The 23,372-nt window shown below is 73.5% G+C and carries 21 protein-coding genes; 10 read left to right on the top strand and 11 right to left on the bottom strand.

Going from position 1 to position 23,372, the window contains the following annotated elements:
* Nucleotides 1–98: 98 nt before the first annotated feature.
* The 4 genes from ABD335_RS12070 to ABD335_RS12055 are packed head-to-tail and all read right to left on the bottom strand — an operon-like array spanning nt 99 to nt 3,945.
* Nucleotides 99–1,502, bottom strand: a complete 1,404-nt coding sequence (locus ABD335_RS12070; RefSeq protein WP_344322259.1) for an FAD-dependent oxidoreductase — start codon at nt 1,500–1,502, stop codon at nt 99–101.
* Nucleotides 1,503–1,534: 32 nt separating this feature from the next.
* Nucleotides 1,535–2,881, bottom strand: a complete 1,347-nt coding sequence (locus tag ABD335_RS12065) for an MAB_1171c family putative transporter (RefSeq protein WP_344322258.1) — start codon at nt 2,879–2,881, stop codon at nt 1,535–1,537.
* 7 nt (nt 2,882–2,888) lie between these two features.
* A complete protein-coding gene (locus tag ABD335_RS12060; RefSeq protein WP_344322257.1) occupies nt 2,889–3,446 on the bottom strand; it encodes a hypothetical protein in 558 nt (185 codons plus the stop codon).
* A 4-nt stretch (nt 3,447–3,450) separates the two neighbouring features.
* The gene (locus tag ABD335_RS12055; RefSeq protein ID WP_344322256.1) at nt 3,451–3,945 is read right to left on the bottom strand and encodes a helix-turn-helix domain-containing protein; all 495 of its coding nucleotides are present in this window, start codon (nt 3,943–3,945) and stop codon (nt 3,451–3,453) included.
* 205 nt (nt 3,946–4,150) lie between these two features.
* Between ABD335_RS12055 and ABD335_RS12050 the strand changes: the two genes are divergently transcribed.
* Nucleotides 4,151–5,266, top strand: coding sequence for a GGDEF domain-containing protein (locus tag ABD335_RS12050; protein WP_344322254.1), 1,116 nt, complete (start codon nt 4,151–4,153; stop codon nt 5,264–5,266).
* A gap of 171 nt (nt 5,267–5,437) precedes the next feature.
* Here ABD335_RS12050 and ABD335_RS12045 read toward each other — a convergent pair whose 3' ends face one another.
* A complete protein-coding gene (locus tag ABD335_RS12045; RefSeq protein WP_344322253.1) occupies nt 5,438–6,073 on the bottom strand; it encodes a DUF1449 domain-containing protein in 636 nt (211 codons plus the stop codon).
* Between the two features lie 204 nt (nt 6,074–6,277).
* Here ABD335_RS12045 and ABD335_RS12040 point away from each other — a divergent pair, with 204 nt between their 5' ends.
* Nucleotides 6,278–6,700, top strand: a complete 423-nt coding sequence (locus ABD335_RS12040) for a nitroreductase family deazaflavin-dependent oxidoreductase (protein WP_344322252.1) — start codon at nt 6,278–6,280, stop codon at nt 6,698–6,700.
* Nucleotides 6,701–6,854: 154 nt separating this feature from the next.
* Here the strand turns inward: ABD335_RS12040 and ABD335_RS12035 are convergent, their stop codons facing one another.
* On the bottom strand, nt 6,855–7,964 hold the full coding sequence (locus ABD335_RS12035; RefSeq protein ID WP_344322251.1) for a PucR family transcriptional regulator: 1,110 nt from the start codon (nt 7,962–7,964) through the stop codon (nt 6,855–6,857).
* 319 nt (nt 7,965–8,283) lie between these two features.
* On the opposite strand from ABD335_RS12035, the gene nhaA reads away from it, so the two are divergent.
* The gene (nhaA, locus tag ABD335_RS12030) at nt 8,284–9,627 is read left to right on the top strand and encodes a Na+/H+ antiporter NhaA (RefSeq protein WP_344322249.1); all 1,344 of its coding nucleotides are present in this window, start codon (nt 8,284–8,286) and stop codon (nt 9,625–9,627) included.
* A 145-nt stretch (nt 9,628–9,772) separates the two neighbouring features.
* Here nhaA and ABD335_RS12025 read toward each other — a convergent pair whose 3' ends face one another.
* The 5 genes from ABD335_RS12025 to iolC all read right to left on the bottom strand — a co-directional run bounded on the left by ABD335_RS12025 (nt 9,773) and on the right by iolC (nt 16,111).
* Nucleotides 9,773–11,269 (bottom strand): CoA-acylating methylmalonate-semialdehyde dehydrogenase, encoded by a 1,497-nt coding sequence (locus ABD335_RS12025; protein ID WP_344322248.1) that lies wholly within the window; start codon nt 11,267–11,269, stop codon nt 9,773–9,775.
* Nucleotides 11,270–11,354: 85 nt separating this feature from the next.
* Complete coding sequence (gene iolD, locus ABD335_RS12020; RefSeq protein ID WP_344322246.1) at nt 11,355–13,223, bottom strand: 3D-(3,5/4)-trihydroxycyclohexane-1,2-dione acylhydrolase (decyclizing); 1,869 nt, start codon at nt 13,221–13,223, stop codon at nt 11,355–11,357.
* Nucleotides 13,220–14,197 carry a 5-deoxy-glucuronate isomerase gene (iolB, locus tag ABD335_RS12015; RefSeq protein WP_344322245.1) on the bottom strand — a complete coding sequence of 326 codons (978 nt, stop codon included), beginning with the start codon at nt 14,195–14,197 and terminating at the stop codon, nt 13,220–13,222. The genes iolD and iolB overlap by 4 nt, the downstream gene beginning before the upstream one ends.
* A gap of 52 nt (nt 14,198–14,249) precedes the next feature.
* Complete coding sequence (locus ABD335_RS12010) at nt 14,250–15,128, bottom strand: Cgl0159 family (beta/alpha)8-fold protein (RefSeq protein ID WP_344322244.1); 879 nt, start codon at nt 15,126–15,128, stop codon at nt 14,250–14,252.
* An 8-nt stretch (nt 15,129–15,136) separates the two neighbouring features.
* Nucleotides 15,137–16,111 carry a 5-dehydro-2-deoxygluconokinase gene (gene iolC / locus ABD335_RS12005; protein ID WP_344322243.1) on the bottom strand — a complete coding sequence of 325 codons (975 nt, stop codon included), beginning with the start codon at nt 16,109–16,111 and terminating at the stop codon, nt 15,137–15,139.
* Between the two features lie 324 nt (nt 16,112–16,435).
* Between iolC and ABD335_RS12000 the strand changes: the two genes are divergently transcribed.
* The 7 genes from ABD335_RS12000 to ABD335_RS11970 form a co-directional block, all read left to right on the top strand.
* Entirely contained in the window at nt 16,436–17,449 is a 1,014-nt protein-coding gene (locus ABD335_RS12000) for a sugar ABC transporter substrate-binding protein (RefSeq protein ID WP_344322242.1), read from the top strand.
* 5 nt (nt 17,450–17,454) lie between these two features.
* Nucleotides 17,455–18,534 carry an ABC transporter permease gene (locus ABD335_RS11995; protein WP_344322241.1) on the top strand — a complete coding sequence of 360 codons (1,080 nt, stop codon included), beginning with the start codon at nt 17,455–17,457 and terminating at the stop codon, nt 18,532–18,534.
* A gap of 5 nt (nt 18,535–18,539) precedes the next feature.
* Complete coding sequence (locus ABD335_RS11990) at nt 18,540–19,454, top strand: ATP-binding cassette domain-containing protein (RefSeq protein WP_425583612.1); 915 nt, start codon at nt 18,540–18,542, stop codon at nt 19,452–19,454.
* 145 nt (nt 19,455–19,599) lie between these two features.
* Complete coding sequence (locus ABD335_RS11985; protein ID WP_344322239.1) at nt 19,600–20,631, top strand: Gfo/Idh/MocA family protein; 1,032 nt, start codon at nt 19,600–19,602, stop codon at nt 20,629–20,631.
* A 292-nt stretch (nt 20,632–20,923) separates the two neighbouring features.
* Complete coding sequence (locus tag ABD335_RS11980) at nt 20,924–21,139, top strand: helix-turn-helix transcriptional regulator (RefSeq protein WP_344322238.1); 216 nt, start codon at nt 20,924–20,926, stop codon at nt 21,137–21,139.
* Nucleotides 21,140–21,261: 122 nt separating this feature from the next.
* Nucleotides 21,262–21,480, top strand: a complete 219-nt coding sequence (locus tag ABD335_RS11975; protein ID WP_344322237.1) for a heavy-metal-associated domain-containing protein — start codon at nt 21,262–21,264, stop codon at nt 21,478–21,480.
* A gap of 97 nt (nt 21,481–21,577) precedes the next feature.
* On the top strand, nt 21,578–23,372 hold a 1,795-nt coding region (locus tag ABD335_RS11970), incomplete at its 3' end, for a heavy metal translocating P-type ATPase (protein ID WP_344322236.1).

Raw genomic sequence — 23,372 nt, 5'->3', positions numbered from 1 at the left:
CGGACGAGACCGGTCCCGCGGTCGGCCGCCCTCGCACTCGCTCCCCGAGCGGCCACGGACCGTGCGGTCCCGAGCGGGGCGGCCTGCGACGGACCGCGTCAGGGCGCGTTGCCCGCCGCGCCGCGGGCGCGGGCGAGTTCGTCGGCCGTCAGCGGGGGCTCGGACAGGGGCGGGGCGGACGGGCCGCGCACGGCGGCCAGCAGGGCCTTCGGGCCGACCAGCCGGGTCATCGGCGCGGAGAGGGTGAGCGTCTCGATGAACGCCTCGGCCGCCGCCCGGTGGGAGAGGGCGGCCCTGAGCAGCCGGTCCACGTAGCGCATCAGCAGCCGGTCGACGGCCGAGGGCCGGGGGCCGATCACGTCGGGGAAGAGGACGTCCTGGCCGGTGGCCGTCTTCCAGGCGCCGTCCACCGGTCGGGAGACGGCCCGCTGGACGCGCCGGGCCGTCCCCGGGCGCAGACCGTGCCGTCCGAGGAGTTCGTCGAGGGCGACCGCGCCGTAGGCCAGCACCGGCATGCCCTGACCGTAGACGGGGTTGTACGCGGCCACCGCGTCCCCGATGACGACGAACCCCTCCGGCCAGGCGCGGAGGCGTTCGAAGTAGCGGCGGCGGTTGGCGGTGCTGTGGGAGCCGTGGACCGGGGTGAGGGGTTCGGCACCCTCGACGAGTTCGGCGACGAGGGGGCTGCGCAGTCTCCGCGCGAAGTCCAGGAAGTGTTCCTCGTCGATGGGCGGTTCGCCGCCGCGGGTGCCGGAGACGGTGACCAGCCACCGGTCTCCCTCGATGGGCAGCAGCACCGCGCCCCGGCCGGGTCGGCCGTCCCGGGGGTCGGCCTGGATGGTGACCACGGGGAAGTCCCCGCCGGCCGTGGGCGGGGCGCGGAAGATCCGGGTGGCGTAGGCGAGGCCGGAGTCGACGATCTCCTCGCGGACCGGCGGCAGCCCGAGGCCGGTCAGCCAGCGGTCGGCGCGCGAGGCGCGTCCGCTCGCGTCGACGACGAGGTCGGCCTCCAGCGCAAAGGTTTCCCCCGACTTCTCGTCCCGGACCCGTACGCCCGCGATCCGCTCGGCGGTGCCGACCGGTTCGACGGCCCGCAGCCCCTGGCGGAGCGTCACCCCCGGTTGTCGGAGGACCTGTCGGCGCACCGCCCAGTCCAGCAGGTCGCGGCTACAGGCGAGCATGAACTGGATCTCGGGCCACCGTCGCAGCCAGCCGTACGCGGTCAGCAGGACCAGTCCGCTGGGCAGACCCGTCCGCCGCGCCCCGGCCGCCAGCAGCGCCTCGGTCGTCCCCGGCAGCAGCGCCTCGATGGCGCGGACGCCACCCGACCAGAGCAGATGGGAGTGGCGGGCCTGCGGGACGCCCCGGCGGGGTTCCGGGCCGTCCGGCAGGACGTCACGCTCGACGATCGTGACCCTCTCCAGGTGACGGGCGAGCGCGGCGGCGGCCAGGGTTCCGGCCAGCCCGCCGCCGAGCACCACGGCATGTCCGGTCGGGCGCACCGATCCTCCTTGTCTCGTGCCGAGTCGGCGCATCAGTCTCTCGTGGACCGGGCGGACCGGGCGGACCGGGCGGACCGGATGGATCGGGCGGATCGGGACGGCGGGCCGGAGGGGTCGGTGCCGTCGGCTCCGTCCGTCCCGCGCGCTTCCCCCGCCTCGTCCGTCCCGTCCGCCCCGCCGGCGCGGGCGATCGCGGCCGAGACGACCGGCGAGGCGGCGAAGGCCCGGGAGACGCTGACCAGCCAGGCCAGTTCGCCGATGCCGTCGGTGCCGCCGCGGGCGCCGCCGCGGGCGCCGCCGTGCCCGGGGGCGGCCTCCTCCTGGGGGAACCTGACGTTCTCGGCCTTGGCCGCGACGGCCGCCTTCAGCCGGGCGGCGTCGACGGTCGCGAGGAGGTCGGCGCCGGTGAGCCCGGCCTCGCGCCCCAGGCGCAGCGCGGTCTCGGCCACCCGGGGGTCGGCGTGGGCGCGCAGGGCCAGCCGGCCGTCGTTGATCTCGGCCAGCCGCCGCGTCAGGCGCAGCTCGAAGTCCCACCAGGGGACGCGGGTGGACGGCACGATGGCGGGGGTGGCCCGCCGCAGCGCGTCCCACAGCGGGTACAGGGCGCGGTAGGCGCGGTACCGGCCGGCCTTGCCGCGCAGCCCCGACAGGTGGTCGCCCAGGGTGGGCAGCGCGTAGCCGACGGCGCTCACCACCAGGCCGAGCATGGCCAGCGCGGGGGCGAGCCGGGAGCTGAGCCAGTCCCAGTCGGTGTCGCACCACCGGGCGGCCACGGCCGCCAGCTTGGCGACGCCGAAGCCCAGCGCCCCCAGCGCGCCCAGGGCGATCAGCCACAGCCCGCGCCGCAGCCAGGGGCGTCCGGCGACCTTCGCCCAGCGCAGGCACATCCGCACCAGGACGGCCATCGCCACGCTCAGCGCCAGCAGGTACAGCAGGACGAACTGGGCGATGTAGGGGGTGTTGGCGTAGTGGGTGTCGAAGTCCACCAGCCGCTCGTCCGGGGCCTCCCCCACCGTGAACAGCGCGATCAGGACGGCGACGACGGCCGCGTAGGCCAGTGTCCAGCGGCGCGCGACGGTCCGGGCCTCCTCGACGGGCATCCGCCAGTACGCCAGCAGCACATGGCAGGAGGCGCCGAGGGCGACGAGCAGGCAGTAGACCACCGGTGCGGCGAAGTTGGGCACGCCCGTCAGGTCGTTGACGCGGTCGATGACGACGGGCGCGGCGCAGAAGAGGCAGGCGGAGGCGAGGAAGAGCGTCCAGCAGATCGCCCGGCGCATGGGGTTGTGGGGAGCGCGCCGCAGGGCGCGCAGCTTGACCGCGAACGCCACCCAACCGACCGCGGAGCAGAGCAGTTGGACCGCGCTCTGGTCGTTCACCGGGGCATCACCGCGCCCGGCGGTCGGGTCCGGCCGGGTCGGGGCCGTTGCCGAGTGCGGCCTCCAGGCGGTGGACGAGGGCCGCCGCCGAGTCGGGGACGTCCCAGGTGCGTTCGGGGAGCCAGCGGCTGACCTTGGCCATCAGCATGGAGGCGAAGAAGTCGGCCTCCTGCTCGGCCAGGGCGTCGCAGTGGCTGCGGCGGGCGACTATCCGGGCGACGGCGCCGGGGTCGAGGGAGGGCAGCGAGAGGCCGAGGGCGTCGTCGGCCGCGGCGGCCCCGTGGTCCACCTCCATGTGCCAGAACTCGTGGCAGGTGATGAAGAGTTGGTGCCAGGGGCTGGTGCGCTCCTCGCACAGGATGTAGTGCGCCGTGTCGGTGGCCACCCACAGGCCGCTGACGGTGTCGGGCGGGAAGGGGACGAGGCGGTGGTGGACCTCCCGACCGAGGCGCTGCCTCATCCTGCCGCACAGTGCGGCGATGACCTGGTCGGGCTCGGCGGGGACCGGCAGGTCCAGGTCGCGGACCAGTGCCGCACAACTACGGCGCATGGCCTTCAGGTCCATCGTGTCAGCGCTCCGCCGGCCGATCGCCGGGGGGTGGGGAGCCCGAGTTCGGGGCCGAGTGGTCGGAGGACTTCGCACGGGTTCCCGCGTCGCTCTCCAGCACGTGCTCGACGATCCTCGTCACGGCGGCGAGCCCCTCGGGGGAGAGCTCCAGGGCGCGCAGGGCGAGCCTTCTGACGCCCAGGTTGTGGGCGACCTTGGCGAGCTCGATCTCGGCGTCCGTCCGGGCCGCCGTGTTCTCGTCCAGGAAGTAGGAGGTCGGGACGCCGAAGAAACGGGCCAGGGCGGCCAGCAGCTCGGTGGACGGGTTGCGCTTGGTGCCCTTGCGCAGGGCCGACAGGTAGGCACCCCCCACCCTGATGCCCGGGTCCGCCTGCTTGATGGCGGTGGCGACCTCCTCGTTGGTGTACCGCCGCCCTCTGGGGCCCTCCGGGCGGATGGTGTCGAAGAGCCGGTCGAGGTTCTCGGCCAGCGTCCGACGCCCGCTTGGGTCGGGCACCGCATCCACCTCCACCACACCTGATACGACCAGGAGCTGTCACCGCATCATAACTGTTGGCATACCAGGGGGAGTTGACAGTGCGGTGATTCGAAAGCCTAGACTCACTCATCGCACCCACTCAACTACTGGTTGAGTCAGGCAGTGAGCGAGTCAACCACTGGTTCACCACCGCCCGCGTGCCCGACCGGGGAGAAGGGGATCGATGAGCACCGCGCCGAGGACGTCCGAGGAGCACGCGCCGTTCCCCTCGTGTTGTCCACGGGGCGGGCATCACCCTCCGACCGATGACCTCACCGGGTTGCTGGTGAGGAGGGCCTGGGAGATCAGGGCCTCCCAGGCCCTCGCCTTCGCCCGCAACCGACGCCGTCCGCTCTCCCTCGTCATGGGAGACCTGGACCGGTTCAAGAGCATCAACGACACCTACGGCCACCTCGCCGGGGACGCCGTGCTGCGCGCCGCGGCCGGGGTGCTGCGCCGCGTCGAGGGAGCGGTCACCGGGCGCTACGGGGGCTACGCGGGCGACGAGTTCCTGATGCTGCTGCCCGACGCCGGCGCCGCCGAGGCGATGGCCGTCGCGCGGCGCGTCCGGCGGGAGATGCGGGAGCTGTCCGTCCCGGCCCCGGTCAGCCGCGACACCACCGTGACCATCACCGGGATGACCGTCTCGCTCGGTGTCTGCGTCTGGGAGCCGGTCGGCCCCGCTCCGGGCGGGCTCTCCGACCTGCTGCTGGACTGCGACGCGGCGCTGCGCGAGGTCAAGCGCGCGGGAGGCGACGGCGTCCGCCTGGCCGGCGCTCCGGACGCCTCCGCGCCGGCGGACGATCGCCTCGTCGTCCCCCGCTCCGCCCTCCGGTCCGGCCACGAACTGCCGCACGCCGCCCGGCCGAGCTGGCTGCCGTACGGGGGGACGCACCGCGCCGTGCCCGCGGGCACCTGGTGGGACGCCGTGCGGATGCCGGGACGGACGGGGCTGAAAGTGCTCGACGCCATGCTGCGGTACGGCGACCGGCCGCCCGGTCCGGTGATAGCGGACCTGCCGGGCGAGACGGGCGAGCCGATGGCCGAGGAGGAACGGGAGGAGCGGTCGCGGGTGTACTTCCTGATCCCGCCCAGGGCCGCCGACCGCCGGGAACTGCCGGGCGCCCGGGTGCTCGGCCGGGGCTCCTACGTCGTCGTCCCCGACGCCGCCAGCCTCCGCCCGCCGGGCCTGCACTGGCTCGTCCCCCCGACCGCCGACCGCCGTCTGACCAGCATCCGGTCCCTGCTCACGGCGATGAGGTCGCTGGAGGACCCCGCCCCGGCGGCGTCCCGCCCCTAGATTCCCGTCCCGGACGGCGCGGCGACGGGACACGGGACCCTCGGGACCCGCGGCACCCATCCGGTCATCGGTCATGTACGCACTGTACGGACACCGTCCGGCGCCGGCCGCGCTTCTCCGCCGATCGTCATATGCCGTTCCGCGCGGGCGCGCGGAGAGGGGCCGGCGCGCTCAGCGCGCCGGGCGTCCGGGGTCCCGGGCGGGGTCCCAGGGCGCGACGCGGAAGAACCCGCCCTCGGCGTCGTGGTCGAAGACCAGGGCGGTGCGTCCGGCGGCGAGGCCGGCGGCGTCCGCGCCCTGCGCGCGGACCTGGACCAGCACCGTCGAGCCGTCGTCCGCGGTGATCTCGGCCTGTCCGAAGCGGTGGCTGACGTGGCCGGTGCGGATGGTGCACGTCCGGCCGACGAGACCGCGGCGGCCGATCCCCGTCTCGCGCGGCGCCCACCGGCGCAGCGGGCGGATCAGCGGCCGGGTGCCGGCCCAGGCGGTGACCAGGGCGACGGGCAGGACCAGCGCGCGCGCCAGGGCGTCCTCGGGCAGGGCGGCGCCGCTCAGTGATACGAACCAGGCAATGACGACGAGGAGCGACAGGGTGACGGCGACGGGTGCTCCGCCGAGCCCGGCGGCGGCGAACACGCCCGCGACGCCACCGACCGGCGCATCGGCGCCGATGTCCTCACCCCCGTCCAGGACATCGGCGCCCACGGCCCCGACCAGCACCGAAAGCCAGTAGGCGAGCACCACCAGGAGTCCGAACCCGAACAGGACGGCGGGGAAGTCCAGGGCTACACGCAGGAACTCGCTCATCTCTCCACCCCCTGGCGGCTGCGACGTGCCCGCATGTTGACACGCCACTGTCAAAACGCACATTGCCGGAACCTGGCAATCTTTATGTTGCGTTTACGTCCGGCAACCGGCGGAAACCCTCCACAGAACGCCCGGAACGCCGCCCTCCGTCGTCCCCGAGTCAGTACCGTCTTCGAACACGAGATCGATGATCAAGGGGAAACCATGGACATGGCGGCGTTCAACGAGCACGTGATCGAGCGGTTCCGGGCCAACCGGGGCACGGGGACGATCGACGACCGCATCGACGCCGGGAAACTGCTCCTGCTCACGCACACCGGCGCCCGGAGCGGGAAGCGCCGGACCACCCCGTTGATGTTCCTCCGCCTGAAGGGCCGGCTGTGCGTGATCGCCTCCGCCAACGGGGCGCCGCGCCACCCGGACTGGTACCACAACCTGGTCGCCGACCCGGCCGTGACCGTCGAGATCGGGGACGAGGAGTTCCCGGCGACCGCCGTCGTCCCGACCGGACGGGAGCGGGACGAGCTGTTCGAGGAGGCCGTGCGGCAGCACCCGTTCTTCGCGGAGCACCAGAGCCGGGCGGGGCGGACGATCCCGGTGGTCGAACTGCGGCGCGCGGACGCCTGATCCCGGGCGGCCCCGGCCCCGCCGGCAAGGGGCCACGCCCCCACCGGGAGGGACGCGAGGGCGGCGGGGGACGTCACCGCTCGGGCCCGTCCACGCGGAGCACCGCGCGGGCGGCCGAGGGCCGGGCACTCCGACGACGGTTTCCGGGGCGTCCCTAGAGCGGCTTCTCCGGCCAGCCCAGCAGCCGGGCGCCCATCGCGGCGGTCTCCAGGGTGTAGCGCTGGAGGCCGTCGCCGGGGTCGTAGCCGGTCAGGGCGCGGATGCGCGCCAGGCGGTAGGTCAGGGTCCGCACGCTCACGCCCAGCCGGCGGGCGGCCTCGGCGTTCACATAGCCGGCGGCCGAGCACGCCGTCAGCGTCTCCAGCAGCGGCCCGGCGCCGCCGCGGGCCTGGGTGAGCGGGCCCAGGACGGTCCGCACCAGATCGGCCATCGCCGCGCGGTCGCGCAGCAGCACGGGGAAGACCAGCAGCTCCGAGGCGTTGAGCCGGACCTGCTCCAGACCGAGCCGATCGGCGAAGTCCAGGGCCCCGAGGGCCTCCTCGTAGGAGCGGACCACACCGCTCGGTCCTCTGTGCCCGCGGCCCACCGCCACGCGCCGGGCGGGCGGATACCCCGGGCCGGGGTGCTCGGCGAGACGGACGAAGGCGTCCAGCACCGCCCGCTCGGCGCCGGCGGCGATGCACACCAGCCGCCCCTCCTTGGTGGCCAGCAGCACGTCGCGGGCCTTGAAGCGCGCCATCAGCTCGCGTTCGATGCGGCGGACGGCGGGGTGCACGTCGTCGTACTTCTCGGTGCCCGCGGCCACCGCGACCACGTGCGCGCGGGCCAGCCGCAGACCGAAGCGCTGGGCCCGCTCGGCGAGCCGGCCGAGGTCGCTGCGGCCGTAGAGCAGGTCGTCCACGAACTCGCGGCGCTCGGCCTCCTCCTGCCGCACGACCAGCCGCTGGGCCCGCTCGTGGCCCTCGCCGAGCGCGGCGACGGCGGCCTCGACGGCGGCCAGCACGGCGTCTCCGGTGCGGGCCCGCTCCACCGCGCCGGCCGACCGGGCGACCCCGGGCAGCGTGCCCCACAGCCGCCGCGTCTCGGCCAGGTAGCGGCCGACCAGCTCGCGCAGCCCGTGGCCGGCCTCGGCGGCGCGCTCCCCCGCCTCGCGGAAGGCGTCCAGCTCGGCGCGGCGCGGCAGCCGTCCGGTCTCGGAGACCTCGGCGAGGAGTTCCGGATAGCCGGCGAGAAAGGAATCGGGCACACCGCCGCGCTGCTTCATGCCGAGTCGCCCCCCGTCCTCGTCCCGTACCCGCCGGGCCGGGCCGCCCCGGCCCGGGTCACCGGCACAGCCTAGGCGAGCGGCCCCGGGGCGCGGCCGGACGGGGCGGCGGAGCGGACGCCTCCGGACGTCCCTCCCCGCGGGCATGGCCGGAGGGGGGTGCGGGTACGGTGGAAGGGGCCGCCACGCGATCACGCCCGCGCGATCGCGTGCGTCGGCTCGTTCCACAGCTTCACATCCACAGCTTCATAGGTGTGCCGGGAAGTCTGGTCGGCGACGTTTCACCCCTGTCCCTGAACCGACCCCCGAAAGGCCCCCTATGTCCCACGCCCCCCGACAGCGCACGTCCCTGTTCGGCCTGCCCCCGTTCCACGAGCGCCGCTTCCTGCTGGACGCGCTGCGCACCGAGACGGTCGGCGGCATGGTGCTGCTCGCCGCGGCCCTGGTCGCGCTGGTGTGGGCGAACTCCCCGTGGGGGGACCTGTACGAGTCCGTCCGCGACTTCCACTTCGGCATCCCCGAGCTCCACCTCGACCTGTCGGTGGGCCACTGGGCGTCGGACGGTCTCCTGACGCTCTTCTTCTTCGTCGCCGGGATCGAGCTGAAGCGCGAGCTGCTCCTGGGCGAGCTGCGGCGTCCGGCCGCGGCGGCGCTCCCGGTGGTCGCGGCGGTCTGCGGCATGGTGGTGCCCGCCCTGTTCTACGTCGCCGTCAACGCCGCGGGCGGCGGGCGGATGGACGGCTGGGCCGTGCCGATGGCCACCGACATCGCCTTCGCGCTCGGCGTGCTGGCCGTGATCGGCACCAACCTGCCCTCGGGCATCCGGGCGTTCCTCCTCACCCTCGCCATCGTCGACGACCTCGGCGCGATCATCGTCATCGCCGTCTTCTACACCTCCGCCCTCGACTTCCCGGCCCTGGCCGGGGCGCTGGCCGGGCTGGTGCTGTTCTGGTTCCTCCACCAGCGGCTGCGGGTGCGGGGCTGGTACGTGTACGTGCCGCTGGGCGTCGTGATCTGGGCGCTGATGCACATCAGCGGGGTGCACGCCACCATCGCCGGCGTGGCGATGGGCATGGTGCTGCGGGTGGTCCCGCTCAAGGGCAGCGGAGGCTACCCGACCGAGAAGGAGTCCCCGGCCGAGCGGATCGAGCACCTGGTGCGGCCCCTGTCGGCCGGCTTCGCGGTGCCGGTGTTCGCGCTGTTCTCGGCGGGCGTGAGCGTCTCCGGCGGCGCGCTGGCCGAGACCTTCCGCCAGCCCGAGGCGCTGGGCGTGATGGTCGGGCTGTTCGCGGGCAAGTTCGTCGGGATCTTCGGCGGCACCTGGCTGGCCGCCCGCTTCACCCGCGCCGAGCTCGGCGAGGACCTGGCCTGGGCGGACCTGGCGGGCGTCGCGATGCTCGCCGGGATCGGGTTCACCGTCTCGCTGCTGGTGGGCGAGCTGGCCTTCACCGACGCGGAGACCGTCGAGCACGTGAAGGCGGCCGTCCTGATCGGCTCGCTGGCCTCGGCCCTCGTCGCCTGCGTCTTCCTGCGGGTCCGCAACGCCAAGTACCGGCGGCTGTGGGAGGAGGAGAACCGGGACGAGGACCACGACAACATCCCGGACGTCTACCAGCGGCCCGCGGGCGCGGCCCGCGAGGACGCCACGGACCGCGAGGGCTGACCGGCGCCCTCCGGGAACCGGAGGACGACCACCGACGGGAACCGGCCTCGACCGCCACGGCCCGGTGGGACCTCCGGCGGGCGGACGACGGGACGGCCTCCCCGGAATTCCGGGGAGGCCGTCGGGGACGGGGAGCCGGTCCGGCTCAGTGGTTGCCGGGGAAGCCCAGGTTGATCCCGCCGCTGTCGGCCGGGTCGGGCCAGCGGGTGGTGACGACCTGGCCGCGCGTGTAGAAGTGGACGCCGTCGTTGCCGTAGATGTGGTGGTCGCCGAAGAGCGAGTCCTTCCAGCCGCCGAAGGAGTGGTAGCCGACGGGGACCGGGATCGGGACGTTGACGCCCACCATGCCCGCCTCGACCTCCATCTGGAAGCGGCGGGCGGCGCCGCCGTCGCGGGTGAAGACGGCGGTGCCGTTGCCCCACGGGGAGGCGTTGATCAGCTCGATGGCCTCGTCGTAGGTCTCGGCGCGCACCACGCACAGCACGGGCCCGAAGATCTCGTCGCGGTAGGCGTCCATCTCCGGGGTGACCTTGTCCAGCAGCGAGACGCCGATGAAGAACCCCTTCTCGTGGCCCTCGACCGTGTACCCGGTGCCGTCGACGACCACCTCGGCGCCCTGCTCGCGGGCGCCGTGGACGTAGGAGGCCACCTTGTCGCGGTGCTCGGCGGTGATCAGCGGGCCCATCTCGGAGGCGGGGTCGTTCCCGGGGCCGATGCGCAGCTTCGCGGCCCGCTCGGCGATCCGCTTCACCAGCTCGTCGCCGATGCCGCCGACGGCCACGACGACCGAGATCGCCATGCAGCGCTCGCCGGCCGAGCCGTAGGCGGCGTTGATGGCGTTGTCGGCGGCGTGGTCGAGGTCGGCGTCGGGCAGGACGAGCATGTGGTTCTTGGCGCCGCCGAGGGCCTGGACGCGCTTGCCGTGCTCCACGGCCTTCGTCTGGATGTACTTCGCGATCGGGGTGGAGCCCACGAAGCTGACGGCGGCGACGTCCGGGTGCTCCAGCAGGCGGTCCACCGCGACCTTGTCGCCGTTGACGACGTTGAGCACGCCGGCGGGCAGCCCGGCCTCGGCGGCCAGCTCGGCCAGCCGGCGGGAGGCCGAGGGGTCCTTCTCGCTGGGCTTGAGGACGAAGGTGTTGCCGCAGGCGATGGCGAGCGGGAACATCCACATCGGCACCATGGCCGGGAAGTTGAACGGGGTGATGCCCGCCACCACGCCCAGCGGCCGGCGGATGGAGGCGACGTCGACCCGGGTGGAGACCTGGGTGGACAGCTCGCCCTTGAGCTTCTCGGGGATGCCGCAGGCGAGTTCGACGATCTCCATGCCGCGGGCGACCTCGCCCAGGGCGTCGGAGTGGACCTTGCCGTGCTCGGCGGTGATCAGTTCGGCGATCTCGTCGCGGTGGGCGTCCAGCAGCTCGCGGTAGCGGAAGAGGATGGCGGTGCGCTTGGCGAGGGAGACGTCCTTCCAGGTGCGGTACGCGCGCTTCGCGGCGGCGACCGCGCGGTCGACCTCCTCGGTGGAGGCGAGGGCGACCCGGGAGGGCTGCTCGCCGGTGGCGGGGTCGTAGACGGGTCCGTACTGGCCGGAGGTGCCGTCGACGGGCTCGCCGTCGATCCAGTGGCCGATGGTCCTCATGGGTGCGGGCCTTTCGTGGCTGCGGTGGTCTGCGGGGTGCGGATGGGCGCGGGTCGGCGCGGGCGCGGGCGGGACGCGCCCGCGGTCACAGGTGGCGGCGGCGTCCGGCGACGTGGCGCTCGTACCGGGCGCGGGCCTCGACGGCGGCGGGCCGGGTGGCCGTCTCGGCGACCGGCACGTCCCACCACGCCTGCGCGGCGGGAGCCGTCCCGGCGGGGTCGGTCTCGACGTACACGCAGGTGGGCCGGTCCGAGTCGCGGGCGGCGCGCAGGGCGGCGCGCAGCTCGGCGACGGTGTCCGCGCGGACGACGTCCATGCCGAGCGAGGCGGCGTTGGCGGCGAGGTCCACCGGGAGCGGGTCGCCGGTGTAGGTGCGGTCGGCGGCGCGGTACCGGTAGGCGGTGCCGAACCGCTCGGCGCCGGTCTCCTCCGACAGCCCGCCGATGGAGGCGTAGCCGTGGTTCTGGATCAGCACCAGGTTGACGTTGACGCCCTCCTGGACGGCGGTGACGATCTCGGTCGGCATCATCAGGTAGGTGCCGTCGCCGACCAGCGCCCACACCGGGCGGTCGGGGGCGGCGAGCTTCACGCCGATGGAGGCCGGGATCTCGTAGCCCATGCAGGAGTAGCCGTACTCCAGGTGGTACTGGCGCGGGGAGCGGGCCCGCCACAGCTTGTGGAGGTCGCCGGGGAGCGAGCCGGCGGCGTTGATCACCACGTCGTCGTCGCCGACCACGGAGTCCAGCGCGCCGAGCACCTGGGTCTGGGTGGGCCGCGCGCCGTCGTCCTCGGCGGCGTAGGCGGCGTCGACGGTCTTCTCCCACGCCTCCTTGCCCGCGCGGTACTCGGCCTCGTAGGCGGCGTCCACGCGGTGGCCGCGCAGCGCCTCGGCCAGGGCCGTCAGGCCGGCGCGGGCGTCGGCGACGAGGGAGAGCGCGCCCATCTTGTGGGAGTCGAAGGACGCGATGTTGAGGTTGAGGAAGCGCACCGACTCCGCGGCGAACAGGGTGTTCGAGGCGGTGGTGAAGTCGGTGTAGCGGGTGCCGACGCCGATGACCAGGTCGGCGGTGCGCGCCAGGTCGTCGGCGACCGCGGTGCCGGTGTGGCCGACACCGCCGACGTCGCAGGGGTGGTCGTACCGCAGCGAGCCCTTGCCCGCCTGGGTGGAGGCGACGGGGATGCCGGTGGCGTCCACCAGTGCGCGCAGCGCGTCCTCGGCCTCGCTGTGGTGGACGCCGCCGCCCGCGACGATCAGCGGCCGCCGGGCGGCGCGCACGGCGGCGGCGGCCTCGGCGAGCGCGGAGGCGTCCGGTGCCGGGCGGCGCACGTGCCAGGTGCGCTCGGCGAAGAACTCCTCGGGCCAGTCGTACGCCTCGGCCTGGACGTCCTGGGGCAGGGCGAGGGTGACGGCGCCGGTGTCCACGGGGTCGGCGAGGGTCCGCATCGCCGCCAGGGCGGCGGGGATCAGCGCCTCGGGGCGGGTGATCCGGTCGAAGTAGCGGGAGAGGGGCCGCAGCGTGTCGTTGACCGACACGTCGCCCGCGTACGGCACCTCCAACTGCTGGAGCACGGGGTCGGCGGGGCGGGCGGCGAAGACGTCGCCGGGCAGCAGCAGGACGGGCAGCCGGTTGATGGTGGCCAGGGCGGCTCCGGTGACCAGGTTGGTGGCGCCGGGGCCGATGGAGGTGGTGACGGCCTGGGTGCTCAGCCGGTTGGACTGGCGGGCGTAGCCGACGGCGGCGTGCACCATCGACTGCTCGTTGCGGCCCTGGAGGTAGGGCATCGCGTCGGAGTACTCCACCAGCGCCTGGCCGAGTCCGGCCACGTTGCCGTGGCCGAAGATCCCCCAGCAGGCGCCGATCAGCCTCTGGCGGCGGCCGTCCCGCTCGGTGTACTGGGCGGCGAGGAAACGCACCAGCGCCTGGGCGACCGTCAGTCGGGTGGTGGCGGTCATCGGTCGTCCTCTTCCTGTGTCTGCGCCGGCCGGGGGGCCGACGGGGCTGCCGAGGGGGCGGTGTAGAGGGGGAGCCGGGGGTCCACGGCCTGGTCGGCCCAACTGCCGCGGATCCAGGCGTGGTCGGGGTGGTCGCAGATGAGCCAGGACCGCTCCTCGCCGGGGCCGGCCATCACGTTGAGGTAGTACATGTCGTGGCCGGGGGCGGCGATGGACGGCCCGTGCCAGCCGTCGGGGATCAGCACGACGTCGCCGCTCCTCACCTCGGCGAGCACGTCGGTGCCCTTCCCGTGGCCGGAGGGCGTCACCCGCTGGTAGCCCAGGCCGGGGGCGTCGGGGTTGCCGGCGGCCGGCGCGATCTCGAAGTAGTAGACCTCCTCCAGCTCCGACTCCTCGCCGGGACGGCACTCGTCGTGCTTGTGCGGCGGGTAGGAGGACCAGTTGCCGCCCGGGGTGAGCACCTCGACGGCGATCAGCCGGTCGGCCTCGAAGACGTCGGCGGCGGCGAAGTTGTTGACCTGCCGCGAGCAGGCGCCGCTGCCGCGCAGCTCGACGGGCACGCCGGAGGCGGGTCCGTAGCGGGCCGGCAGGCGCCGCTCGCAGCGGGCGCCGGTGAGCGCGAAGCGTCCGCCGGCGGCGCCGGCGATCCGCACCCGGGCGTCGCGCGGCGCGTACGCGAAGTCGGTGACGCCGCTGAACACGTCCTCGCGGCCGTGCAGTTCGAAGGTGTGGGTGCCGCCGTCGGCGTCCTCGACCGTCACCGTGCAGCCGCCGGAGAGCGGCAGCACGATCCACTCGCTGTCGCCCGCGGCGAACTCGTGCTCGCTCCCGGCCGCCAGGGGGAGCACCCGCAGGGAGGAGTACCCCCAGCCGGCGCGTTCGGGGTCGACGTCCAGGGCGTACGGCCCCGAGGCCGCGCTGCCGGCCGGAAGGTGGAACCCGTCGGCGGGCCGTGTGTCCGTGTGCGTGGTCATGCGCTTCCTCTCCTGGTCCTCTCCCCTGGTCCTCTCGCCCGGTTCCCCCGGCTCACAGCAGCCCGACGGCGGTGTCCACGGCGCGCTCCACGTCCCCGTCGACGGGGTAGAGCAGGGAGCGTCCGACGACCAGGCCCTGGACGGTCGGCAGCCGCAGCGCCTTGCGCCACTTCTCGTACATCCCCTCCTGGTCCCCGGTGACCTCGCCACCGAGCAGGACGGCGGGCAGGGTGGAGGTCTCCATGACCTCGGCCATGTCGTCCGGGTCGGCGGTGACGGGCACCTTGAGCCAGGTGTAGGCGGAGGTGCCGGCGAGGCCGGAGGCGATGGCGATGGACTTGGTCACCGCCTCCGCGCCGAGGTCGTTGACGACCCTGCCGTCCACCCGGCGCGAGATGAACGGCTCGACGAAGACGGGGAGCCGGCGCTCGGCCATCTCGTCGATGACGCGGGCGGTGGTCAGCAGCGTGGACAGCGAGCCGGTGTCGTCGTAGTCGATGCGCAGCAGCAGCTTGCCCGCGTCGAGGCCGAACCGCTCGATGTCCCGGGGGCGGTGGCCGGTGAAGCGGTCGTCGAGTTCGAAGGCGGAGCCGGCCAGACCGCCGCGGTTCATCGAGCCGATGGCGACCTTGTTCTCCAGGGCGCCCAGCAGGAGGAGGTCCTCCAGGATGTCCGCGGTGGCCAGGACGCCGTCCACGCCGGGGCGGGAGAGGGCCAGGCAGAGCCGCTCCAGCAGTTCGAGGCGGTTGGCCATGGCCAGTTTCCTGCCGCCGACGGAGAGCGCGCCGCGCGCGGGGTGGTCCGCCGCGATGATCATCAGTCGGCCGCTGTCGCCCACCAGGGGCCGGCGCGCGCGCCGCTCGGCTGCCTCGGCGATGGCCTCGGGGTGCCGGGCGCGCACCTTCACGAGGTCGGAGATGCTGATGCTCAAGGGGGTTCTCACTTCCGTGCGCGCAGGAGGTCTTCGACCTCGGACTCGGTGGGCATCGCCGAGGAACAGGCGAGCCGGGAGGCCACGAGCGCTCCGGCGGCGTTGGCGTAGCGCATGGTGTGCTCCAACTCCCACCCCGCGAGCAGGCCGTGGCAGAGGGAGCCGCCGAAGGCGTCCCCCGCGCCGAGCCCGTTGACCACCTCGACGGGGTGCGGGGGCACCTCGGCGGTGGTGCCGTCGCGGTGGACGGCGAGGACGCCCTTGGGTCCCTGCTTGACGACGGCCAGTTCGACGCCAGCGTCCAGCAGCGCCTGTGCGCAGGCGCGCGGTTCGCGTACGCCGGTGGCGACCTCGCACTCGTCGAGGTTGCCGACGGCCACGGTGGCGTGCCGCAGGGCCTCGGTGTAGTGGGGGCGGGCCGCCTCGGGGCCCTCCTTCCAGAACATCGGGCGCCAGTCGAGGTCGAAGACGGTGGCGGTCTGCTCCGCCCCCGCGGCGCGCGCCTCGGCGCGGGCCCGCAGGGCGGCGAGGGTGGCGGAGCGGCTGGGCTCCTCGCACAGCCCGGTGCCGGTCATCCAGAAGATCCGGGCGGACGAGACGGCTTCCAGGTCCAGTTCGTCGGCGCGGATCTCCAGGTCGGGCGCCTTGGGCAGGCGGTAGAAGTACAGCGGGAAGTCGTCCGGCGGGAAGATCTCGCAGAAGGTGACGGGCGTCGGGTACGCCTCGACGGGGGTCGCCCAGCGGTCGTCGACGCCGAACTCCTTCAGCGCCTGCCGGCAGTAGTCGCCGAACGGGTCCCGTCCGGTGCGGGTGACGACCGCGCTGCCGCGGCCGAGCCGTGCGGCGGCGACGGCGACGTTGGTGGCGGAGCCGCCGAGGAACTTCCCGAAGGACTCCACCTGTGCCAGCGGGACACCGGTCTGCAGCGGATAGATGTCCACTCCGATCCGGCCCATCGTGATGACGTCGAACGGCTCGGCCATGGGTGTCCCTTCGAGGAGCGTGTCGGGGGCGGGTCCCTCCACATGTAGACGTGCCCGGAACCCCTGTCAATGCTTTGTCCTTACATAAGGACGTCTAGACTCTCCTCCATGCGCAATGTTATCGGCCTGTTACGTCAAGATGAAGTGTTGTCATGACAAAGTATTGACAGCTGAGCACTCAGGGAGTTGGCTCCCTCAGCACGGAGGCGTTTCCGGCCCACTGACCGAAAATGTCTCCCCGGCCCCCGGGACGCGCTCCTCCCCCACGGCCCGGTCGGCCCGGCCCCTCTCCGTATCACTTCACCCAGCGAGGTGCAGGACGACATGAACCGCACCACCCGTAACTCCCGCAGAACCGCCCTCATAGCCGCCTGCGCGGCGGGCGTTCTGGTCCTCGCCGGCTGCTCCAGCAGCTCCGGCGGGAAGAAGGCGCAGGAAGCCCAGGAAGGGGTGTCCGCGGGCAAGGCGGACACCCCTCGCATGAAGATCGCCCTGGTCACCCACGCCGCCCCCGGCGACACCTTCTGGGACCTGGTGCGCAAGGGCGCTCAGACGGCGGCCGCCAAGGACAACGTCGAGCTGGTCTACTCCAGCGACCCCAAGGCGTCCGAGCAGGCCAACCTGGTGCAGAACGCCATCGACCAGAAGGTGGACGGCATCGCCGTCACCCTGGCCAAGCCCGACGCCATGAAGTCCGCCGTCGAGAAGGCCCGCAAGGCCGGCATCCCGGTCGTCGCCCTCAACGCCGGCCTGGAGGCGTGGAAGGAGCAGGGCATGCTCTCCTTCTTCGGGCAGGACGACCGGGTCGCGGGCGAGGCGTTCGGCGAGAAGCTCAACGAGCTGGGGGCCAAGCGCAGCCTCTGCGTGATCCACGAGCAGGGCCACGTGGGCCTGGAGGGACGCTGCGCCGGCGTCGAGGAGACCTTCGAGGGCGAGACCGAGACCCTCTACGTCAACGGCACCGACATGCCGTCGGTGAAGTCCACCATCTCGGCGAAGCTGCGCCAGGACTCCTCCATCGACTACGTCGTCACCCTGGGCGCGCCCTTCGCCATGACCGCGGTCCAGTCGGTGGACGAGTCGGGCAGCAAGGCCAAGATCGGCACCTTCGACCTCAACAAGGACCTGGTCGGGGCGGTCGAGAAGGGCGACATCGAGTTCGCCGTGGACCAGCAGCCCTACCTCCAGGGCTACCTGGCCGTCGACGCCCTGTGGCTCTACGAGAACAACGGCAACTACAGCGGCGGTGGCCAGGAGCCGGTCCTCACCGGCCCGGCGTTCGTCGACAAGACCAACGTCAAGGACATCGCCGAATTCGCCCAGAAGGGCACCCGGTGATCGACATGACCCAGGCAGCCACCCCGGCCGCCCCCGCCCCCGCCGCCGCGGCGGGGGCGCCGGCCCCGGCCAAGGACGGACGCACCGCCGAGCGCTCGCTGCTGCGCCGGCTGCTGGGCCGTCCCGAGATCGGCGCGCTCATCGGCGCGATCGTCGTCTACGTCTTCTTCTTCGCCGTCGCCCCGACCTTCCGCCAGGTCGACTCCATGGCCACGGTGCTCTACCAGGCGTCGACCATGGGCATCATGGCGCTGGCCGTGGCCCTGCTGATGATCGGCGGCGAGTTCGACCTGTCCGCCGGCGTCGCGGTGACCAGCTCCGCGCTGACGGCGGCCATCCTCAGCTTCCAGCTCACCCTGAACGTCTGGTCGGGCGTCCTCGTCGCCCTGGTCCTCTCCCTCGCCGTCGGCGCGTTCAACGGGTTCCTCCTGATCAAGACGGGGCTGCCGAGCTTCCTGGTCACGCTCGGCACCTTCCTGATGCTCCAGGGCCTCAACCTGGCGATCACCAAGCTGTTCACCGGCAACGTCGCCAGCGACTCCATCCGCGACATGGACGGCTTCGAGCAGGCCAAGGCGGTCTTCGCCTCGGAGATCACCATCGCCGGGGTCGACGTCAAGATCACCGTGCTCTGGTGGCTGCTCTTCGCGGCGTTCGCCACCTGGCTGCTGCTGCGCACCAAGTACGGCAACTGGATCTTCGCGGTCGGCGGCAACCAGGACAGCGCCCGCGCCGTCGGCGTCCCCGTGACCTTCACCAAGATCACGCTGTTCATGGGCGTCGGCTTCGCCGCCTGGTTCGTCGGGATGCACCTGCTGTTCTCGTTCAGCACCGTCCAGGCGTCCGAGGGCGTCGGCAACGAGTTCCTCTACATCATCGCCGCGGTGATCGGCGGCTGCCTGCTCACCGGTGGCTACGGCTCCGCGGTCGGAGCGGTGATCGGCGCCTTCATCTTCGGCATGGTCTCCCAGGGCATCGTCTACGCGAACTGGAACCCGGACTGGTTCAAGTTCTTCCTCGGCGTGATGCTCCTGTTCGCCACCCTCGTCAATCTGTGGGTCCGCCGCTCGGCGACCAGGAGGTGACTCCCATGGAAACCGGCGCAACCGCCGCAACCACCGAAACCCCCGAAACCCCCGCCCGGGGGAAGGCCGGCGCCGCCGGCGACCCGATCGTCGTCCTGCGGAACGTCGGGAAGTCCTACGGCAACGTCCACGCGCTGCGCGGGGTGGACCTGGAGGTGCGCCCCGGCCGGGTGAGCTGCGTCCTCGGCGACAACGGCGCGGGCAAGTCCACCCTGATCAAGATCGTCTCCGGGCTGCACCAGCACACCGAGGGCGAGTACCTCATCGACGGCGAGCCGGTGCGGCTCACCGGCCCCCGCGAGGCCCTGGACCGCGGCATCGCCACGGTCTACCAGGACCTGGCCACCGTGCCGCTGATGCCGGTGTGGCGGAACTTCTTCCTCGGCTCGGAGCTCACCCGCGGCCCCTGGCCCCTGCGGCGGCTGGACATCGCGCGGATGAAGAGCGTCGCCGACCAGGAGCTGCGCAACATGGGCATCGTCCTGGACGACCTGGAGCAGCCCATCGGCACCCTCTCCGGCGGCCAGCGGCAGTCCGTGGCCATCGCGCGCGCCGTCCACTTCGGCGCCCGGGTGCTGATCCTGGACGAGCCGACGGCGGCGCTGGGCGTCAAGCAGTCCGGTGTGGTGCTGAAGTACATCGCCGCCGCCCGCGAACGCGGCCTGGGCGTCATCTTCATCACCCACAACCCGCACCACGCCTACATGGTCGGCGACCACTTCACGGTGCTGCGCCTGGGAGCGGTCGAACTGAGCGCCCCGCGCGCGGAGATCGCCCTGGAGGAGCTCACCCACCACATGGCGGGCGGAGCCGAACTGGCCGCGCTCAAGCACGAACTGGCCCAGGTCGGCGGCGTGGACGTGGAGGGGCTGCCGGACGAGGCCGCGCCGTCCGCCGGGTCCTCCGGCACCCGCGCCTGACCCGCGCCCCGGACCGCGCCGCACGTCCGGGACGCGGGCCGGGAGCCCGCCGGCCGGATCGCCGCGCTCCCCGGTCCGCGGGCGCGGCACCCGGCGGCCCCGGCCACGCACCGACAGCCCCACCGACCCCAGGAGACCCGCCCCCATGACCACCAACGGAACGCTCGGCGTCGCGGTGATCGGCACCGGCAAGATGGGCGCCGACCACGTCCGCCGCATCGACGCCGTCATCAGCGGGGCCCGCGTCGCCGCCGTGGCGGACATCGACGGCGACCGGGCGGAGGCGCTCGCCAAGACCGTCGAGGGCTGTACCGCGTACACCGACCCGGCGGCCGCGATGGCCTCCCCGGACGTGGACGCGGTGCTCATCGCCTCCCCCGGCCCGGCCCACGAGGAGGCGCTGCTGACCGCCTTCGAGCACGACCTCCCGGTGCTGTGCGAGAAGCCCCTCACCCCGGACCCCGAGTCCGCGCTGCGGGTGCTGGAGGCCGAGCAGCGGCTGGGCCGGCGCCGGGTGCAGGTCGGTTTCATGCGGCGCTTCGACTCCGAGTACATGCGGCTGAAGAGGACGCTGGCGGAGGGGCACCTGGGCCGCCCGCTGATGCTGCACTGCCGCCACCGCAACGTCTCGGTGCACCCGTACTTCACCGCCGAGATGCTGATCACCGACTCCGTGGCGCACGAGATGGACTGCACCCGCTGGCTGCTGGAGCAGGAGATCACCGCCGTCACCGTGCTCCGCCCGACCCCCAGTTCCCTCTCCCCCGAGCAGTTGAACGACCCCCAGCTGGTGATCTTCGAGACCGACGGCGGCGCGCTCGTCGACGTGGAGATCTTCGGCAACTGCGGCTTCGGCTACCAGGTGCGCACCGAGGCCGTCTGCGAGCGGGGCACCGCCCGCATCGGCGACGACCACGGCATGTTCACCAACGCCGCCGGCCGCTGGGGCGGCGAGATCGCCCAGGACTACGTGGAGCGCTTCGCGGACGCCTACGACCGCGAGGTGCAGCAGTGGGTGGACGCCACCCGGCGCGGCGAGGTCGTCGGCCCCAGCGCCTGGGACGGCTACGCGGTGGCCGCCGTCAGCCGGGCCGGCGTCACCGCGCAGGCCACCGGGCGGCGCACCGTCGTGGAGATGATCGAGCGCCCCGCGTTCTACGCCCCCGACCGTCGATGAGCCACCCGGCCGGGACGCGCCGCACCCGTCCCGGCCGGTCGAGCAGGCGAGCGGCCCTCCCCTGTTCCGTTCGCCTACCGGGGCCGGATCCCACCGGGATCCGGCCCCTCCCTTTCTCCCGTCCTCCCGGCGCCCCTTCCCCGCGCTTCCGTGTCACCTCCGTCACGGCTGTCACAGTCGTGCGAAACCACCGTCACAGTCGGCCGACAGAACCTCCCGCACCGTGACGCGCGGTGACGGAACGGACACAGGGTGGTCCACGACCGCTGTCACCGCCCCCACGGAGGTGCCCTTGTCCACGACGGATCCGACGGACCGCCGCCTGTGGTCGTACCGGGAGATCGCCGCGCACATCGGGGTCAAACCGGAGACCGTACGCTCGTACCGGAAGCACGGTCTGCTCCCGCCGCCCGACACGGTGGAGGGCGGACGGCCGTACTGGTTCGCCGACACCGTCCGCGCGTGGGTGGCCCGTCGCCCCGGAAGCCGCCGCGGTCGCCGGGACTGACCCCCGACGACACCCGGCCCCCGCACCGGAAATACCCCCCAAGGGTATGATGTTGTCATTGCCGGGAACGCGTACCCACGCGCAGCCCGTGCGTTTCCGAAGACTCCGAGGGAGTACACGCCATGAGCACCGTCACCACCACCTACAAGATCACCGGCATGACCTGCGGCCACTGCGAGGGCGCGGTCACCGCCGAGATCTCCGGGATCGACGGCGTCACCGACGTGAAGGCCGTCGCCTCCACCGGCCTGGTGACCGTCGTCTCCACCGGCGAGCCGAACGACGAGGCCGTGCGCGCCGCCGTCGACGAGGCGGGCTACGAGCTCGTCGGCCGGGCCTGACCCCCGCCGACACTCCGACCCCCGCCGGGCCGTACCGCCGCGCCCCCGTCCTCCGGCGCGGCCCGCGGTGCGGCCCGGCCTCCTCCCGGGAGACACCATGAGCAGCACGACCTCCGAGGCGCCGGCGTCCACCACCGAGATCGAACTCGCCATCGGCGGGATGACCTGCGCCTCCTGCGCCGCCCGCGTCGAGAAGAAGCTCAACCGGATGGACGGCGTGACCGCCACGGTCAACCTCGCCACGGAGAAGGCCCGCGTCGCCTACACGGGCGGGGTGACCGTGGAGGACCTGATCGCCACGGTCGAGAAGACCGGCTACACGGCCCGGCTCCCCGAGCCGCCCGCCCCCGAGAAGCCGGACGCCGGCCGGGAGGGCGCCACGGACGGCGGCGACCGCGAGCCGGACGCGCTGCGCCGGCGCTTCCTGGTCTCGCTGACGCTGTCGCTGCCGGTCGTGCTGCTGTCGATGGTCCCCGCCCTGCAGTTCGACAACTGGCAGTGGCTCTGCCTGACCCTCGCCGCGCCCGTGGTGGTCTGGGGCGCGCTGCCCTTCCACAGGGCCGCCTGGACCAACCTCCGGCACGGCTCGGCCACCATGGACACCCTGGTCTCGGTGGGCACGCTCGCCGCCTTCGGCTGGTCGCTGTGGGCGCTGTTCCTCGGCGACGCCGGGATGCCCGGGATGCGGCACGGCTTCGAGACGACCGTCTCCCGCGCGGACGCCTCCTCGACCCTCTACCTGGAGGTCGCGGCCGGGGTGACCACGTTCATCCTGCTCGGCCGTCTGCTGGAGGCGCGCTCGAAGCGGAGCGCGGGCGCGGCCCTGCGCGCCCTGCTGGACCTGGGCGCCAAGGACGTGACCGTCCTGCGCGCCGGCCGCGAGGAGCAGGTCCCCGTCGCCGAGCTGAGGGTCGGGACGCGCTTCGTGGTCCGTCCCGGCGAGAAGATCGCCACGGACGGCCGGGTGGTGGAGGGCGCCTCCGCCGTGGACGCCTCGATGCTCACCGGCGAGTCGGTGCCGGTGGACGTCTCGGTGGGCGACGCGGTGACCGGGGCGACCGTCAACACCTCCGGACGGCTGGTCGTGGAGGCCACCCGGGTCGGCGCGGACACCCAACTCGCCCGGATGGCGAAGCTGGTCGAGGACGCGCAGAGCGGCAAGGCCGAGGTGCAGCGGCTCGCCGACCGCGTCTCGGCGGTCTTCGTCCCCGTCGTCCTGCTGATCTCCCTGGGCACGCTCGGCTACTGGCTCGGCACCGGCGGGGGGCCGGCCGCCGCGTTCACCGCCGCCGTGGCCGTCCTGATCATCGCCTGCCCGTGCGCCCTGGGCCTGGCCACGCCGACCGCGCTGCTGGTGGGCACCGGACGCGGCGCCCAGCTCGGCATCCTCATCAAGGGCCCCGAGGTGCTGGAGTCCACCCGCCGCGTGGACACCGTCGTGCTGGACAAGACCGGCACCGTGACCACCGGACGGATGGAGCTGCGGGACGTCGTCGCCGCCGAGGGCACCTCCGAGGAGGAGCTGCTGCGGCTGGCGGGCGCCCTGGAGCACGCCTCCGAGCACCCGATCGCGCGGGCGATCGCGGCGGGCGCGCAGGAGCGCGTGGGGGCGCTTCCGGAGGTCGAGGGCTTCGAGAACATCGCCGGGCTCGGCGTCCGGGGCTCCGTCGACGGCCGCAAGGTCCTCGTCGGCCGGGAGAGGCTGCTCACGGAGAACGCCCTGGAGACGCCCCGGGAGCTCGCCGAGGCCCGCGCCGCCGCCGAGGCGGCCGGCCGCACCGCGATCACGGTCGCCTGGGACGGAACGGTGCGCGGTGTGCTGACGGTGGCCGACGCGGTGAAGGAGACCAGCGCCGAGGCCGTCGCCCGGTTCCGCGCCCTCGGCCTCACCC

Source organism: Streptomyces macrosporus (assembly GCF_039533145.1).
Lineage (GTDB): Bacteria > Actinomycetota > Actinomycetes > Streptomycetales > Streptomycetaceae > Streptomyces > Streptomyces macrosporus.
Note: the sequence above shows the minus strand (reverse complement) of the source record. Positions and strands in the feature narration are given on the sequence as shown.

Bases quoted from the DNA above. Each gene is read 5' to 3' on its own strand.
- ABD335_RS11990 (WP_425583612.1), top strand. From the start codon at position 18,540: ATGGAAACCGGCGCAACCGCCGCAACCACCGAAACCCCCGAAACCCCC.
- ABD335_RS11995 (WP_344322241.1), top strand. From the start codon at position 17,455: ATGACCCAGGCAGCCACCCCGGCCGCCCCCGCCCCCGCCGCCGCGGCG.
- ABD335_RS12060 (WP_344322257.1), bottom strand. From the start codon at position 3,446: ATGGACCTGAAGGCCATGCGCCGTAGTTGTGCGGCACTGGTCCGCGAC.
- ABD335_RS12045 (WP_344322253.1), bottom strand. From the start codon at position 6,073: ATGAGCGAGTTCCTGCGTGTAGCCCTGGACTTCCCCGCCGTCCTGTTC.
- nhaA (WP_344322249.1), top strand. From the start codon at position 8,284: ATGTCCCACGCCCCCCGACAGCGCACGTCCCTGTTCGGCCTGCCCCCG.
- ABD335_RS12025 (WP_344322248.1), bottom strand. From the start codon at position 11,269: ATGAGGACCATCGGCCACTGGATCGACGGCGAGCCCGTCGACGGCACC.
- ABD335_RS11975 (WP_344322237.1), top strand. From the start codon at position 21,262: ATGAGCACCGTCACCACCACCTACAAGATCACCGGCATGACCTGCGGC.
- ABD335_RS12040 (WP_344322252.1), top strand. From the start codon at position 6,278: ATGGACATGGCGGCGTTCAACGAGCACGTGATCGAGCGGTTCCGGGCC.
- iolD (WP_344322246.1), bottom strand. From the start codon at position 13,223: ATGACCGCCACCACCCGACTGACGGTCGCCCAGGCGCTGGTGCGTTTC.
- iolC (WP_344322243.1), bottom strand. From the start codon at position 16,111: ATGGCCGAGCCGTTCGACGTCATCACGATGGGCCGGATCGGAGTGGAC.
- ABD335_RS12000 (WP_344322242.1), top strand. From the start codon at position 16,436: ATGAACCGCACCACCCGTAACTCCCGCAGAACCGCCCTCATAGCCGCC.
- ABD335_RS12050 (WP_344322254.1), top strand. From the start codon at position 4,151: ATGAGCACCGCGCCGAGGACGTCCGAGGAGCACGCGCCGTTCCCCTCG.
- ABD335_RS11985 (WP_344322239.1), top strand. From the start codon at position 19,600: ATGACCACCAACGGAACGCTCGGCGTCGCGGTGATCGGCACCGGCAAG.
- iolB (WP_344322245.1), bottom strand. From the start codon at position 14,197: ATGACCACGCACACGGACACACGGCCCGCCGACGGGTTCCACCTTCCG.
- ABD335_RS12035 (WP_344322251.1), bottom strand. From the start codon at position 7,964: ATGAAGCAGCGCGGCGGTGTGCCCGATTCCTTTCTCGCCGGCTATCCG.